Annotated in this window: 11 protein-coding genes and 1 pseudogene; 4 read left to right on the forward strand and 8 right to left on the reverse strand. The window is 69.9% G+C overall.

Annotation, left to right across the window (positions count from 1 at the left end; genetic code table 11):
- Positions 1–21: 21 nt before the first annotated feature.
- The 4 genes from GOAMI_RS12420 to GOAMI_RS12435 all read left to right on the forward strand — a co-directional run bounded on the left by GOAMI_RS12420 (position 22) and on the right by GOAMI_RS12435 (position 4,958).
- On the forward strand, positions 22–750 hold the full coding sequence (locus GOAMI_RS12420; RefSeq protein WP_006436876.1) for a phosphatidylserine decarboxylase: 729 nt from the start codon (positions 22–24) through the stop codon (positions 748–750).
- A 12-nt stretch (positions 751–762) separates the two neighbouring features.
- Positions 763–1,920: a CDP-alcohol phosphatidyltransferase family protein gene (locus GOAMI_RS12425; RefSeq protein ID WP_006436877.1), complete on the forward strand. Its 1,158-nt coding sequence runs from the start codon at positions 763–765 to the stop codon at positions 1,918–1,920.
- Complete coding sequence (locus GOAMI_RS12430) at positions 1,917–4,187, forward strand: AAA family ATPase (protein ID WP_006436878.1); 2,271 nt, start codon at positions 1,917–1,919, stop codon at positions 4,185–4,187. Before GOAMI_RS12425 ends, GOAMI_RS12430 begins: the two co-directional genes overlap by 4 nt.
- Before the next feature lie 117 nt (positions 4,188–4,304).
- The gene (locus GOAMI_RS12435) at positions 4,305–4,958 is read left to right on the forward strand and encodes a TetR family transcriptional regulator (protein ID WP_006436879.1); all 654 of its coding nucleotides are present in this window, start codon (positions 4,305–4,307) and stop codon (positions 4,956–4,958) included.
- Between the two features lie 30 nt (positions 4,959–4,988).
- Here the strand turns inward: GOAMI_RS12435 and GOAMI_RS12440 are convergent, their stop codons facing one another.
- The 8 genes and pseudogenes from GOAMI_RS12440 to GOAMI_RS12475 all read right to left on the reverse strand — a co-directional run bounded on the left by GOAMI_RS12440 (position 4,989) and on the right by GOAMI_RS12475 (position 14,412).
- A complete protein-coding gene (locus tag GOAMI_RS12440) occupies positions 4,989–5,966 on the reverse strand; it encodes a PDR/VanB family oxidoreductase (RefSeq protein ID WP_006436880.1) in 978 nt (325 codons plus the stop codon).
- A gap of 31 nt (positions 5,967–5,997) precedes the next feature.
- Positions 5,998–6,984 (reverse strand): GNAT family N-acetyltransferase, encoded by a 987-nt coding sequence (locus GOAMI_RS12445; protein WP_006436881.1) that lies wholly within the window; start codon positions 6,982–6,984, stop codon positions 5,998–6,000.
- Positions 6,981–9,381 (reverse strand): annotated as a pseudogene (locus GOAMI_RS12450) (CaiB/BaiF CoA transferase family protein). The gene GOAMI_RS12445 and the pseudogene GOAMI_RS12450 overlap by 4 nt, the downstream one beginning before the upstream one ends.
- A 25-nt stretch (positions 9,382–9,406) precedes the next feature.
- Positions 9,407–10,846, reverse strand: coding sequence for an aldehyde dehydrogenase (locus tag GOAMI_RS12455; RefSeq protein ID WP_006436884.1), 1,440 nt, complete (start codon positions 10,844–10,846; stop codon positions 9,407–9,409).
- A 28-nt stretch (positions 10,847–10,874) separates the two neighbouring features.
- The gene (locus GOAMI_RS12460) at positions 10,875–12,059 is read right to left on the reverse strand and encodes a thiolase C-terminal domain-containing protein (protein ID WP_006436885.1); all 1,185 of its coding nucleotides are present in this window, start codon (positions 12,057–12,059) and stop codon (positions 10,875–10,877) included.
- Positions 12,059–12,505 carry a Zn-ribbon domain-containing OB-fold protein gene (locus GOAMI_RS12465; RefSeq protein WP_006436886.1) on the reverse strand — a complete coding sequence of 149 codons (447 nt, stop codon included), beginning with the start codon at positions 12,503–12,505 and terminating at the stop codon, positions 12,059–12,061. Before GOAMI_RS12465 ends, GOAMI_RS12460 begins: the two co-directional genes overlap by 1 nt.
- The gene (locus tag GOAMI_RS12470; RefSeq protein WP_006436887.1) at positions 12,502–12,816 is read right to left on the reverse strand and encodes a hypothetical protein; all 315 of its coding nucleotides are present in this window, start codon (positions 12,814–12,816) and stop codon (positions 12,502–12,504) included. Before GOAMI_RS12470 ends, GOAMI_RS12465 begins: the two co-directional genes overlap by 4 nt.
- 69 nt (positions 12,817–12,885) lie before the next feature.
- A complete protein-coding gene (locus GOAMI_RS12475; RefSeq protein ID WP_255219193.1) occupies positions 12,886–14,412 on the reverse strand; it encodes an aldehyde dehydrogenase family protein in 1,527 nt (508 codons plus the stop codon).
- Between the last annotated feature and the right edge of the window lie 73 nt (positions 14,413–14,485).

Below are 14,485 nucleotides of genomic sequence, written 5' to 3' on the forward strand. Positions count from 1 at the left end.
GGGCACAACAGGAGGTAGATCGTGGCCAGACGTCCGCGTCCGGACGAGGGCAACACCGGCCGTGTCGCCCATTTCCTAGACCTGGCCCGCGAGACCATCCCACCGATCCATCCGGCGGGTATCCCGTTCGTCGCCGCTCCCGCGGCGGTCGCGCTCCTCGGGCGCCGCCACCGCTGGATCGCTCGCCCCGCGGCCCTCACCGCCGGCGCCTGTGCCGCCTTCTTCCGCCACCCCGGCCGTATCCCGCCGACCGAGCCGGGCGTGGTCGTCGCCCCCGCCGACGGCACGATCGCGCTGGTCGACGAGGCGGTGCCGCCCGCCGAATCGGGCCTGGGCACCGAGCCGCTGCCCCGCGTCTCGACCTTCCTGTCGATCTTCGACGTCCACGTGCAGCGTGTGCCCATCGCCGGTACGGTCACCGCGGTGACCCACACGCCCGGAGCATTCCTGTCCGCGGACCTGCCCGAGGCCAGCCGCGACAACGAGCGCACCACGATGACCATCCGCACCACGGCGACCGGCGGAGGGGCGGGGCCGGACCTGGCGGTCGTCCAGATCGCCGGACTCGTCGCACGCCGGATCGTCTGCGATCCGGAGGTCGGCGACACGCTGCGTCTCGGCGACACCTACGGGCTGATCCGCTTCGGCTCCCGGGTCGACGTCTACTTCCCCGAGGGCACCACTCCCCGCGTCTCGGTGGGTCAGCGCGCCGTCGGCGGCGAGACCCCGTTCGCCTACCTGGATCTCTGACCCGGCCCGCCCGTGAACCCCCCCGCAGCGAACTCCTCCGACGGCCACTCCGGACTCCGGGCCGGTGGCCCCGGGATCCGCCGACCGACCCGACCCTCCACGACCCGCAACCCCACCGCGCGGTCGGCACGACGCCAGGCGCAGGCCCACGCCCCGACACCGGCGGCGCCACGGGAACCCGAGCGGCGTCGCGTCCGCCGACAGGCGCAGGCCGGGCGCATCATCATCCCGTCGTCGCTGACGATCCTCGCGATCTGCGCCGGACTGACGGCGATGCGCGCGGCGACCACCGGTGACATCGACGCCGCCATGGGTCTGCTCGTGGCCGCGGCCTTCCTCGACGGCATCGACGGACGGGTCGCCCGGCTCATGGGCGCGACCAGCCGGATCGGCGCCGAGATCGACTCCCTGGCCGACGCGATCAACTTCGGCGTGGTGCCGGCGATGATCGTCTACTTCCACCTGCTCGAGGGCCAGGATCTCGGTTGGGCGCTGGCGCTCGTCTACTGCTGCGCGGTCGTGCTGCGCCTGGCCCGCTTCAACACCCTGCTCGACGACGAGGAGGCACCCGGCTACACCAGGGACTTCTTCGTCGGCGTTCCGGCGCCCGCGGCCGCCATCGCCGCGCTGCTGCCGATCGGTCTCGCCCAGCAGTTCGGTGAGGGCTGGTGGACGTCGCTTCCCGCCGTCGGCGGCTGGCTGGTCCTGGTGGCCTTCCTCGCCGTCAGCCGGGTCCCGACCGCGTCGCTGAAGACCGCGTCGATCCCGCCCCGCGCGGTCGCCGGTCTCCTCGTCCTCGTCGCGGTCGGCGCGGCACTCCTGCTGACCTACCCGTACGTGCTGATGATGATCGCGATCCTCGGTTACGCGATCCACATCCCGTTCGCGTGGCGCTCACGGCGCTGGGTCGCCTCCCGACCGGAGTACTGGGAGGAGAGGCCCGCCGAACGTCGCGCACAGCGGAAGGCGTCGAAGACCGAGCCCGACGGCCGTCGACGACGCCCCGTCCTCAAGTCGCAGCGCCGGCTCGGCCTCAACCGTCCGACCGGCGCCCCGGCCATTGCTCACCAGCCCGCTGATCGCCCGACCGAGGACGACACCGCGGACCGGAACGCCGCGACCGCCGGCGCTGGACCGGTGGCCGCCGAAGCCGAAAGCGAGACCGAGTGAGCTCACAGGTGTCCCTGACGCTGACCGCGCGGCTCAACACCTCCGCGGCCGAGGCCCGGCGCGGCATCATCCGGGTCCATCCCGAGGTGCTGACCGCGCTGTCGCTGCGGGAATGGGACGCCGTGTCGATCACCGGCGCCCGCGTGACCGCCGCGGTGGTCGCGGCGACCGGCGCGGCGTCGCCGACCGGGATCGCGCTGCTCGACGAGATCCTCTTCTCCAACGCCGGGGTCAGAGAGAACGCCTCGGTGGTGCTGGCACCGGTGGTCGTGCACGGGGCGAGCCGGGTGATCGTGAACGGTTCGGTACTGGCCACCCAGTCGATCACCGAGTCCACGCTCCGGCGCGCGCTGCTCGGCAAGGTGCTGTCGGTCGGCGACGCGGTGTCGTTGCTGCCGCGCGACCTCGGCCCCGAACTCGCCGCCACCGAGGCGACGCGCGCCCTGGCCCGGTCCGTCGGCATCACCTGGACCACCGAACTGCTCACGGTCACCGGCACCGATCCCGGCTCCCCCGTCAGCGTCCAGACCAACACCGCGGTGTTGTGGTCGACGACCGCCGGCGTGGTACCCCCGCTCGGCGACGACCGCACCGGTTCACCGCGTCTTCCGGGCGCACTCGGCATCGTGCCCGAGGCGCAGGTCAGCGCACCCGCCCCGGCGACCGCGGCCGGCGTCGGCCGCCTCCCGGTGGAGGAGCCGGACGTCCCGGTCCGGCCGGTGTCCGAGCTGGTCGGCGTCGATTCCCAGATCACCAAGCTCACCGAATGGCTGGCGATCACGCTCGACGAGCCCGACGTGCTGCGCACCCTGGGAGCCGCACCCCGCCTCGGTGTCCTGGTGACCGGGCCGGCCGGCGGCGGCAAGGCGACAGTGGTGCGGTCGGTCTGCGCGAAACGCACACTCGTCACCGTCGACGGCCCGACGACCGGCGCGACCGAACCCAACACCCGCCTGCGCACGGTCTCCGACGCCGTCGCCCGGGCCCGCGCGACCGGTGGGGTCCTGCTCATCACCGACGTCGACGCCCTGTTGCCGTCCGAACCCGAGCCGGTCGCCACCCTCATCCTCGACGAGTTGCGGTCGGGCATCGCCGACGGTCGCATCGCACTCGTCGCGACCACGGCCGAGCCGGTCCGCCTCGACTCGCGCCTTCGCGATCCGTCGTTGTGCGACCGCGAACTGATCATCGGCCTACCCGACGCCGCGACGCGGGCGCGGCTGATGTCGGCGATCCTGTCGACGGTTCCGACCGAGGGCGACCTGGACCTCGACTCGGTGGCCGCACGCACGCCCGGCTTCGTCGCCGGCGACCTCGCCGCGCTCACCCGGGAGGCCGCGCTGCGCGCCGCCACCCGTGCCAGCAACACCAGGTCCGAACCGGCACTCCGCACCGAGGACCTGGTGGGCGCGCTCGACGTGATCCGCCCGGTCTCACGGTCGGATTCACCCGAGGTGGCCCTGGGTTCGATCACGCTCGCCGACGTCGGCGACATGGTCGAGACCAAGCAGGCCCTGACCGAGGCCGTGCTGTGGCCGTTGCAGCACCCCGACACCTTCGCCCGTCTCGGCGTCGACCCGCCGCGCGGTGTGCTGCTCTTCGGCCCGCCCGGCTGCGGCAAGACCTTCGTCGTGCGGGCGCTCGCCGCGTCCGGCCAGTTGTCGGTGCACACCGTCAAAGGTGCTGAGCTGATGGACAAGTGGGTCGGCTCGTCGGAGAAGGCGGTCCGTGACCTCTTCGCCCGCGCACGGGAATCGGCGCCGTCGCTGATCTTCCTCGACGAGGTCGACGCCCTCGCTCCCCGCCGCGGACAGTCCACCGACTCCGGGGTCGGCGACCGCGTGGTGGCCTCGCTGCTCACCGAACTCGACGGGGTCGAACCGCTGCAGGACGTGGTCGTGCTCGGCGCCACCAACCGGCCCGATCTCATCGATCCCGCTCTGCTGCGGCCCGGACGCCTCGAACGACTGGTCTTCGTACCGCCGCCGGATGCCGCCGCCCGCGGTGACATCCTGCGCGCCAGCGGCCGCGACGTCCCGCTCGACGACATCGACCTCGACGAACTCGCGGCCGACCTCGACGGCTATTCCGCCGCAGATTGTTCGGCGCTCCTGCGCGAAGCCGCCCTGTCGGCGATGCGCCGGGACATCAACGCCGCCGCGGTCACCGCCGACGATGTCACCGAGGCCCGGCGACGGGTCCGCCCCTCCCTCGACCCGGTCCAGGTGGAGGAGCTCAGGGCGTACGCCGAGCGCCGCCTGGACTGACCGGAGAGAATCGCCCCCACCACATGGACGATCGGTCACGCAGAAACTACTGTGGTTAGGTCAGATGCGGGCGCGCATAAGGTGTGCCGCACTTTGTGACGCGCTGAGAGGGGAACAATGGCACGGCCGTCCAAGCCGTTGATCAGTCGCGATGCCGCCGTGATGGCATCGATCGAGATCATCGACTCCGAAGGGCTCGACGCCTTCAGCCTCCCCAAACTCGCCAAGCATCTCGGGGTCCGCGCGCCGTCGTTGTACCACCACTTCGACGACAAGAACGAGATCCTCACCGAGGTCGCCCGGTACATCGCCGGCACCGCGGTGCGCCGGCCCCGGATGAAACCCGGACCGGACTGGCCGGAGTTCTTCGTGAACCTGGCCCTGAACTTCCGGCAGTCGATCCTCCGTCATCGCAATGCCGCACCGGTTCTGCTGCAGCACCTGCCCCGCGACCTGTTCACCGCCACCTACGAGGACACCGCCGAGTTCCTGCTGGAGTCAGGAGTCCCCGTCGACCTGCATGTCCGCATCCTCGACGGCATGGAGACGCTGTCCATCGGCGCGGTACTCATGGAGGCGATGCGGCCGCCGCGACCGCGCTCGGCGATCTTCCCCAACGTGTCGGCCGATTCGCAACCGCTTCTCGCCGAGGCGTTGTCGAAGAACGAACTGACCCAGAAGCAGCTGTTCGAGGCGATGATGCGGAGCTTCCTGCACGGCATCATCCGGGATCACGACCTCCCGGCCGCGGACGAGGTCGCAGCGGGCTGACGATGGGCGCGCTCGGACGGTCCTTTCGGGTCAGAGATCCAGAACCAGCCGCGCCGAGCAGCTGCGCGAGACGCAGACCATCATGCAGTCGTTCGCGGCCTGCTCGTCGTCGTCGAGCACCGAATCCCGGTGGTCCGGAACGCCGTCGAGGACGGTCTGTTCGCATGTTCCGCAGGTGCCCTCGCGGCAGGAGAAGTCGACCTCCACGCCATCGCGGAGGAGCGCGTCGAGGACCGTCTCGTCCGCTCCGACGGTCACCGTCCGTCCGCTTCGGTGGAGGACCACCTCGAACGCATCGCCGGGTGAATCCGATTCGGACGGAACGGACTTCGGCGAAAACCGCTCCAGGTGTAGTTCGACGCCGCGGGACCGGCACTTCTCTTCGAGAGCCGCCAGCAACGGTTCGGGTCCGCAGCAGTAGACGGCAGTACCCGGACTCACGGCGTCGAGTGCCGCGTCGAGGTCGAGCAGTCCGTGCTCGTCCTGCGGCCTCACCTGCACCCGATCCGAATACTCTTGTGCCAGAACATCCGCGAACGCCATCCCCGCCGCCGTCCGGCCACCGTAGAGCAGGGTCCACTCGGCACCGCACCCGTCGACCTCGGCGATCATCGGCTTCAGCGGGGTGATACCGATTCCGCCGGCGACGAACAGGTAGGCCGGTGCGTCGACGAGCGGGAAGTTGTTCCGCGGCCCCTTGACCGCGATCAGGTCGCCGACCGCCACGTCATCGTGCACGCTCTGCGACCCACCGCGCCCCTCCGGTTCGCGCAGGACCGCCACCCGGAGATGACGCCGGTCGGTGACCGCACCGCACAGGGAGTACTGGCGGATCAGGTTCTGCCCGAGCACCAGATCGAGGTGCGCGCCCGGCGACCACGCCGGGAGGTCGCCGCCGTCGGGGTCGGCGAGGACGAGCGATACGACCCCTTCGGCCGCAACCTCTTTCGCGACGACGCGCAGCTTGTGATGGTCGAGCACGCCGACGCCGGTCAGGTTGTCGTTCATCTAGGGCCTTCTCACATGTCGTGACGTCGTGTCAGCGGAATGCCGGTGGCGGACTCGCGCTCTCGCCGACCTGGTAGCAGGAGTGCACGTCCTCTTGCTCGTAGCCGAGCAGACGACACATCCGGACCGCGCCCGTGTCCTCCGGATCGATTCGCAACGTGGACAGCTGGACGTCGGCGTCGATCTGGTGCCAGAGCGCACCGAGCAGGAGCGCGGTGCCCACGCCCTCGCCGCGCGCGGCGGCCGAGAGGACCAGCGCGTGGACCGGCGCAGACCTGAGGTCGAGGTGACGGCGGTGGTCGATCGAGAACCACACGAAGCCCAGTACGTCTCCGTCCGCGTTCCGTGCATCGGCGATCAACCTGCCGCCGAGCCGCAGCTCGTCGGTGATGCGATCACGGTGCCGCGGTGCGAGTTCGGCGGATTCGAGGACATCGGCGAGCACCGGGTCGTCGGCCGTGAGTTCCCGCGGCTCGGTGAGGGTGACCCCGGCCGGGACCACCGGCTTGTCCAGCGGCAGCGCGAACGGCCCGGTCAGGTGCCGCACCAGGGTCCACTGCCGGCTGACCGCCGGGACACCGAACCGCCGGGTCAGGCGCCCCGAAGCGGGATGCGTCGAATATGCCCAGCACCGAAGTGCGGTGGCGCCGGTGTGATCCCAGCCGTCCGGGCCGGCCGTGTCGAGACCCATCTCCTCGACGAGCAGGGTCGTGATACCGCGCGACCGGTAGTCCGGATGAACCACACAGGAGACGGTCCCCAACCCGTCCGCGTCGACCGTGAGGTGCAGGTACGCCACGATCACCATCGGGACGTCCTCGAGCGGGCTGAGATCGCGACGTGCCTTGATGGGCAGGTGCGCAACGGTGCGGGTACCGTCACCGACCTCCCTCACCAACGCGGGGTCGATGTGTGAGAACCCGGCCTCGTCGTCGTATTCGGCTGCGGTGGTGACGAGTTCGATCACTTCGTCGAGTTCGTCGCCCTCGAGGCGAGGACGCCATTCATAGGTGATCATCGTGCACTCTCCTCGAGTGGCTGGAGCACTCCGTCGGCGACGAGCCTGCTGTACCCGGCCTCGTCGAGGCCCAGCAGCTCCACGGCGATCTCGTGCGTGTCGGCGCCGGGCAGAGGGGCCGGCCGTAGGGGCGCGTCGGCAATCGAGGTGAACCGCGCGACGCGCACCGCGGTGGGCAGGGGCGCCGGGAGCAGCGGATGCTCGAGTTGGGTGTAGGCCTCACGCGCCGACAGGTGCGGGTCGGTCAGCAGTTCGGGAAGCCGGACCATCGCCCCGGCGGGTACGCCGGCCTCCTGCAGGGCGGTCATCGCCTCGGTCGGCGTCCGCTCCGACAGCCATTCGGTCAGCACCTTGTCCGCCTCGTCGCGGTTCTCGATCCGCTTGGCCACGCCGTCGAATCGGGGGTCGCCGGCGAGATCGTCGCGGCCGATGAGGTGAGTGAGGTTGCGCCAGTCCTGATCATCGCGGACGGCGACCACGCACCACTCGTCGTCACCGGCACACGGGTACACGCCCGCGGGCGCGGCGAACGGGTCGGTGTTGCCCACCGCCGACACCGATCCCGGCGCCAGCGATTCGCGGACGAGTTGCCCGCCGAGCGCGACGAGAGCGGCGTCGGCCTGCGCCACCTCGATCTCGGCACCGCGACCGTGCGACAGTCGGGCGATCAGCGCGGCGAGTACGGCCACCGCCGCGACCTGGCCGCCGATGTGGTCGGGGTAGACGGTCGAGCCGTCGCTCAGGCCGGTGTCGGCGTCGGAGTATCGCCACAGTGCGGAGACCCCGCAGGCCGCGCGCACGAGTGGCCCGTACCCGAGTCGGTTGTTCCACGGACCGGTGCTGCCGAAGGCGCTGCCGTCGGAGACGATGATGCGCGGATTGATCTTGCGCAGTTCGTCGTAGCCGATCCCCATCGAGTCGAGGGTTCCGGGCTTGAAGTTGGCCAGGACCACGTCGGCTTCGGCGGCCAGCTGCCGGAACACTTCCCGGCCTTCGTCGGTGCGGAGGTTGACGCCCAGCGAGCGGCGGTTGCGATGTCCCCACGCCACGGATGCGGCGAGCGAAGCGCCCCTCTTCGACTGGCGGAGACCGTCCGGGAAGTCGCGGTTCTCGACCTTGATCACGTCCGCGCCGTGGTCGGCGAACTGGCGACCGAGTTCGGCGCCGAAGACGACCACACCGAGGTCGAGCACACGCAGCCCCGTGAACGGATGGGGCCCCGCCACGCCCGCGTCGGGGATCGACTCGTGGAGATCGTTTGTCCCGGACCAGAAGTCGGCCGCTTCGTCGAGCGACTGCGCGCCGTGCCGGAAGCCTGCGCGCTGTCGGTCGAACTTGACGTAACCCGACGGAATGCGCGCTTCGACACCCGGGGCGATCTCGACGTCGACGAGGGTGCCGGAAGCCGCGAAGTGGTCGTTGGTGAGCACCTCCGAGGGACGCAGCACGCCCCCGATCGGAATCCCGCGCGCGGCACCCTCGGCGACCAGTTCGTCGCGCGTGCGCCCGGCGAAGAGCTCTTCGATGAGTGGATGCAGCCGGTCGGCCGCGGCGAAGCGCGCCGGAATCGTGTCGTAGGCGGGGTCGGCGAACTCCTCGGGCTCGCCGAGCCAGGCGAACATCGCGCGCCACTGCCGCTTGGCCAGCAGGCAGATTCGCACCTGTCCGTCCGCACACCGCAGGACCGGATAGAAATTAATTCGCCGCATCGGGACGCCCACGCGGGAAGTCGTCACGACGACCGGCCGCGGCGGACCCCTGCACGCCGAAGCCGGGATCGAAGCCGTGGACCACCGACTCGAATGCCGAGATGTCCACGAGTTGTCCGCTGCCGGTCCGGAGTCGGTCGTAGTAGGCCAGCAACGCCGACCATGCGGCGTGCACCCCCACCGACTGCTCGACGAGGCCGGCCGGCGGCAGAAGCGGTTCACGGCCCGGTTCGCCGGATCGGGACAGCACCCCGCTCATCGCGTAGATCACGGATTCGGTCGCGGCCCAGTCCCGGTACGGACCGGTCTGACCGAACCCGCTGATCGAGACGGCGACGAGTCCGGGGGCCATGGCCAGGAGGTCTGCGGCGCCCAACCCCGTACCTGTCGGCAGCCCGTTCGGCGTGCTCTCCACCAGGATGTCGGCGGCGGCAACCTGATCCAGGAAACGAGTCCGGTCCGGTCCGGAGTCCAGATCCAGGACGACGACCCGCTTGTTCGCGTTGTTCAATGCGAACGGGATGCTGATCCCGGATTCGACCGGCTGGGACCGGCGTGAGGCCGAACCACCGGGCCGCTCCACGCGGACCACCTCGGCGCCCAGGTCGGCGAGAAACCGGCCGCACGACTCACCGAGGCCGTCGGTCACGTCGACGACCCGTACACCGGTTAGGGGCAGATCCGTCATGTCACTCCTGTTGCAGCTCAGTCGATCAGCGGGTGGCGAAATACACCGATTTGGGGGCGAGGTAGGGCGCGAGACCCTCTGGGCCGAGTTCACGTCCGAGACCCGATGCCTTCACCCCGCCGAACGGAGCGGTGAGGTCCAGGGCGTAGTGATTGACACCGACCGTCCCCGTTCGGATCCGGCGGGCCAGTTCGAGTCCGCGCTCCTCGTCGGCGGTCCACACGGTGCCGCCGAGTCCGTACACCGAGTCGTTGGCGATGCGCACCGCGTCGTCGGTGTCGGCGTACTCGGTGATGGTGAGCACCGGACCGAAGATCTCCTCCTGCGCAATGGGGGCAGAGTTGTCGACGCCGGCGAAGACGGTCGGCTCGACGAACCAGCCCTGCGCGAGGTCGGCGGGAACGCCTCCCCCCGTGGTGATCTGATAACCGCCAGCCCGGCCCGACTCGATGTGGCCGAGGACCCGCTCGCGCTGTGCGGCGCTGACGAGCGGACCGATGGCCGTCGTCTTGTCCAGCGGGTCACCGACGCGCAGCGCACGGACGGTCTCGGTGACCGCGTCGACGACCTCGCCGTAGCGAGACCTCGGAGCGAGAATCCGTGTGCTGGCGTGGCAGGTCTGCCCGTTGTTCACCAGCGACACCTCCAGCAGGTGATCGGCGAACACCCCGAGATCGGCGTCCTCGGCGACGATCGCCGCCGACTTGCCGCCCAGTTCCAGGGTCACCGGCCGCAGGAGCCGGCCGCACACCTCACCGATCGCCCGTCCGGCGACGGTCGACCCGGTGAAGGCCACCTTGTCGACCCCGGGATGTCCGACGAGGTGAGCACCGGCCTCGCGACCGCCCGGGACGACGTTGAGGACACCGGCCGGCAGGCCGGCCTCCTGCGCCGCGTCGGCGAAGACGAAAGCATCCAGGGCGGTTTCGGGCGCCGGTTTGAGTACCACAGTGCAGCCGGCCGCAAGTGCGGGCGCGATCTTCATCGCGGCGAGCGGCTGCGGGTAGTTCCACGGCGTGATCGCGGCGACGACCCCGACGGGCTCGCTGCGGACCACGGTCCGACCGCCGAGCGCACCGGGCCGCACCTCCTCGTCCTCCGCCGACCGGATCAGGCCGGCGTAGTACGACAGCATCGCCGCGGGGCCGTAGCCGTTCGTCGGCTTCGCGAGGGTGATCGGCATCCCGTTCTCCCGGCTCACCAGTTCGGCGGTGGCACGAGCACGCGCGGTCATCGCCGCCGCGAAACGGTCGAGGAGGTCGGCACGTTCGGCGCGACTCATCGAACCCCACGGTCCGTCGAGCGCGGCGCGTGCGGCCGCAACGGCGGCATCGATGTCGGTCGGTCCCGCGAGAGCGCTACGGCCGAGCACCTTCGCGGTGGCGGCTTCGATGACGTCGCCATGCTCTCCCGACGCCGGCGCCGTCCAGGTGCCGTCGATGAACAGTTCGTTGCGATCCAACATGATGACCCTTCGGAGTCTGAGTGCCTGGCTACAGGGTGTCTGCGTGGCCGAACAACACGGAGCTGACCAGCGGCGCCATCGGACCACCGATGAACAGCGAGGTCTTCGCGTCGGCGACCTGGTTGGTCGACGTACCCCGGATCTGTCGCACCGCTTCCACGGCGAGGTTCAGCCCGTTGATGAACGAGTCGGCGAGGTTGCCGCCGCTGGTGTTCACCGGGAGCTTTCCGTGCGGGGCGGTCAGGTTCTCCACCGTCATCACGGTGCCGGCCGCCTCACCGGGCGGGCAGAGGCGATGGTCGATGAGCGTCGCAACCGCGGGGCCGCTGAAGTTCTCGTAGACCTGCACCACGTCGACGTCGTCGGGGCCCAGACCTACCGACGCCCAGAGACGTTCGGCAACACCGGGTTTGCCGCCGTTGGCCGGACCGAAACCGGCGGTCGCGTACTGCTCGTCGTTGTCGACGCGCTCGCTGTAGCCGCCCGGCGCACCCTGCGCGCCCGCGATGACGTAGGCCGGATCGGCACGGAGGTCGCGCGCCCGGTCCGCGGAGACCAGGACGAGCGCCACCGCGCCGTCGCTCTCCCGCGAGCAGTCGTAGAGATGGAACGGCTCGGCGATGAGGCGCGACGACTCGTAGGTCTCCTCGTCGAGCGGCCGACCGTGGCCCTGGGCCGTGGGATTCTGCTGCGCATGCTGATACGCCGCCAGGACGAGTGAGCGCATCGCCGACCGCGGGACGCCGTCGTGCTCGAGCATCCGCTGAGTACGCATGGCGCAGATCTGCGCGGGCGAACCGACGCCGTGCGCCAGGAAATGCGGGCCGTAGTGGTATTTGGCGTATCCGAGTCGTCCGGTGTCGGCCTGGGACATGGCCCGGTACACGACGACGCACTGCGCCTGTCCCGATGCGATCGCGACAGCCGCGTTGGTGACGGCTGCGGCGACACTGCCTCCGCCGCCGCCCCACATCATGTTCGACCAACGGAGTTCGTCGACCATAAGGGCCGCGCCCAGGATGGGGCCGTCGTTGGAACCGCCTGCGTACGAGACGAATCCGTCGATCTCACGGGGCGATACCCCGGCGTCGGCACAGGCATCGATGATGGCCTTGATGGTCATCTGCTGTTCGGTCATGGGCGATTGCCCACGCTTGTAATGCATCTCGGCGACGCCGACGACGGCGGTCGCACCACGAATCGATCCGGACATCACTGCTCTCCATTCGGCGAGTCGGCCCGGCGCCACCGCAGCAGCGGCCAGGGTTCGCCCTCCTTGTGCTCGAAGACGCCGGTGACGGGCTCGCCGATGCGCGGTGTCCGCTCGACGTCGTCGACGAGCAGGCCCAGGACGCGGCGACCGCCGGCGTCGGCCAGTTCGACGAGAACACTGATGTAGGGCATCCGGTCGGACAGTTCCTCGATGTACGGGTACCAGCTCCGACTCCAGCTGTAGACGGTGCCCACCGGTTCGACGCGCTCCCATTCGAGGTCGAAGCCGTGACAGGAGCCGCACACCGACTGCGGACTCCAGATCCAGGTCCGGCAGGTGCCGCAGCGTTGTAGCCGCAGTTCACCGGCGAGAAGGCCCTCCCAATACGGCGCATCGAGACCGTCGGCCGCCGGCCCCCACGGGACGTCGACCGTCGGGGCGGTCATGCGCGATCACCGGGCGGGAAGTTCTCCAGGGCGGCCGCCAGCCAGGTGCCGTCGTCGCGTTCCCAGATCGAGCGCAGACCGATCTCGCGGCCATCGAAGGCGTACACCGCCTCACCGATCATCCGGTCGCCGTCCGCACGGACGCCGACGATCCGGTGGTTCTCGATCGCGCCACGGGGCACGTCGACGCCCTCGAACACGGTCGGGAGGTTCTCCTGGACCATCTCCGCCAGCGCGGACTTCATGTCCCCAGCGGCGACGTGGCCGACGTGCTGCGTATAGCGCGCACGAAAGTCGTCGATCTCGCTCATCGCGTCACTCCTTCACCGCCGGATGCCCGGCGTCTGTGCAATAAACCTTACGTCTTTAGATAATCACGGTCAATCGAGGCGGGCCGTACCGGACTGCTCGACCCGCAGTCGGCGGCCGGCCATCTCGGCCTCGGCGAGCTCACGGAGGTCACCGGAGTCGGTGACCACCGCCAGCGTCCGCGCGCCGCCCGGTACGCGCGCCGCCACGAATGCCTTCTCGGGGTTACCGTCTCGACCGAAAGCGACTGTCCAGGATTCGATCTCGGCAATTCCGTCATGGGTCTCGGCCACCGTGGTCGTCGGCTCCGCATCCACCTCGGCCTGGACGTTCTCGCGGCGGAAGCCGTCGACCGGCGGTTCGGTGCTGTAGACGCCGAACGCATGCTTGGTCAGGTACCCGCTGTTCGCGGTCACCAGACCGTAGGTACCCGGCGACTCGCGAAGTCGCGAGACGACCGTGGCGATGGCGCGCGTGCTGTAGTTGTTCCACGGCCCGCCGGCGAAGGTGAGACCACCGGTGCAGGTCAGCGGGCGCTGCGTACCACTCGGATCGACCCCCAGTGCGACGACCCGCCTCGACTCGTCGATCGCGCCGCCGTACTGCTCGCCGCCGTGCGTCGACAGGATGCGCCGCAGTCGGGCGACATGCCGGTCGTTCACGATCCGGGTGCTGTCCTGGGCCCCGCGCAGCGGCAGTTCTGCAAGCAACCGCTCGACGAGCGCCGGTCGCACCGACTCCTCCACCAGCACGTAGTCGGGAGCGGTACACGTCTGGCCGGCGTTCACCGCCTTGGCCCAGGCGATCCGCCGGGCGGCGACGTCCACATCGGCGTCGGAGGCCACGATCACCGGGCTCTTACCGCCCAGCTCGAGCGTCACCGGGGTCAGATTGCGAGCGCTCGCCGCCATGACCGCACGGCCCACCGGCGTCGAGCCGGTGAAGAACGTGTGATCGAACGGCCGCCCGGCCAGCGATGCGCTGACCTCTGCGTCACCCAGCACGAGGCGAACCGCCTCGGCATCGACGTACCGCGGCAGCTGCTCCGAGAGATATCTCGCGGTCGCGGCGGAGATCTCCGACGGCTTCACGACCGCGGCGTTCCCCGCTGCCAGACAACTCACCAGTGGATGAAGGGTCAGCAGGATCGGGAAGTTCCAGGCGCCGAGGATGAGAGCAACTCCCTTGGGCTCCGGGACAATCCACGCTTGACCCGGCGCGGTCGCCGCACTCACCCGAACCCTCTCCGGCTTCATCCACTGCGCCAGGTTCGCAAGCGTGTGCCGGATCTCGTGCCGGACAGGCGCGATGTCGGCCATGAACGTCGCCATCGGGTCTCGCCCGAGATCGGCGCACACCGCGGCCGCGATACCGGCCTCGCAGTCGTCGATGAATCGCAACAACCCCTCGAGCTGAGCCACCCGCCAGGACAGCGGCCTCGTGCGCCCACTCGTGAAAGCCCTACGGGCACAATCGAGGTCGTGGTCGATGCCGGCGGTGGTCGAGCCGGCGGGGATCTGGGTAACACTCATCGATGACTCCGGTTTCTTCGCGGGGTGCCGACAGCCCACCGTGGGCCGGCTAGATACCGTGAGCATACATAGTGTTCAGACGTGACGTCAATCACAAAAACGGCAGTGCAGATCCGAGTTCGATCGATGTGCGTCACGC

The organism is Gordonia amicalis NBRC 100051 = JCM 11271 (assembly GCF_000332995.1).
GTDB lineage: Bacteria > Actinomycetota > Actinomycetes > Mycobacteriales > Mycobacteriaceae > Gordonia > Gordonia amicalis.

What these genes read in the sequence shown, in the direction of transcription:
- GOAMI_RS12435 (WP_006436879.1), top strand. Translation starts at nt 4,305, where the DNA reads ATGGCACGGCCGTCCAAGCCGTTGATCAGTCGCGATGCCGCCGTGATG.
- GOAMI_RS12440 (WP_006436880.1), bottom strand. Translation starts at nt 5,966, where the DNA reads ATGAACGACAACCTGACCGGCGTCGGCGTGCTCGACCATCACAAGCTG.
- GOAMI_RS12445 (WP_006436881.1), bottom strand. Translation starts at nt 6,984, where the DNA reads ATGATCACCTATGAATGGCGTCCTCGCCTCGAGGGCGACGAACTCGAC.
- GOAMI_RS12455 (WP_006436884.1), bottom strand. Translation starts at nt 10,846, where the DNA reads ATGTTGGATCGCAACGAACTGTTCATCGACGGCACCTGGACGGCGCCG.
- GOAMI_RS12460 (WP_006436885.1), bottom strand. Translation starts at nt 12,059, where the DNA reads ATGTCCGGATCGATTCGTGGTGCGACCGCCGTCGTCGGCGTCGCCGAG.
- GOAMI_RS12465 (WP_006436886.1), bottom strand. Translation starts at nt 12,505, where the DNA reads ATGACCGCCCCGACGGTCGACGTCCCGTGGGGGCCGGCGGCCGACGGT.
- GOAMI_RS12470 (WP_006436887.1), bottom strand. Translation starts at nt 12,816, where the DNA reads ATGAGCGAGATCGACGACTTTCGTGCGCGCTATACGCAGCACGTCGGC.
- GOAMI_RS12475 (WP_255219193.1), bottom strand. Translation starts at nt 14,412, where the DNA reads ATGCTCACGGTATCTAGCCGGCCCACGGTGGGCTGTCGGCACCCCGCG.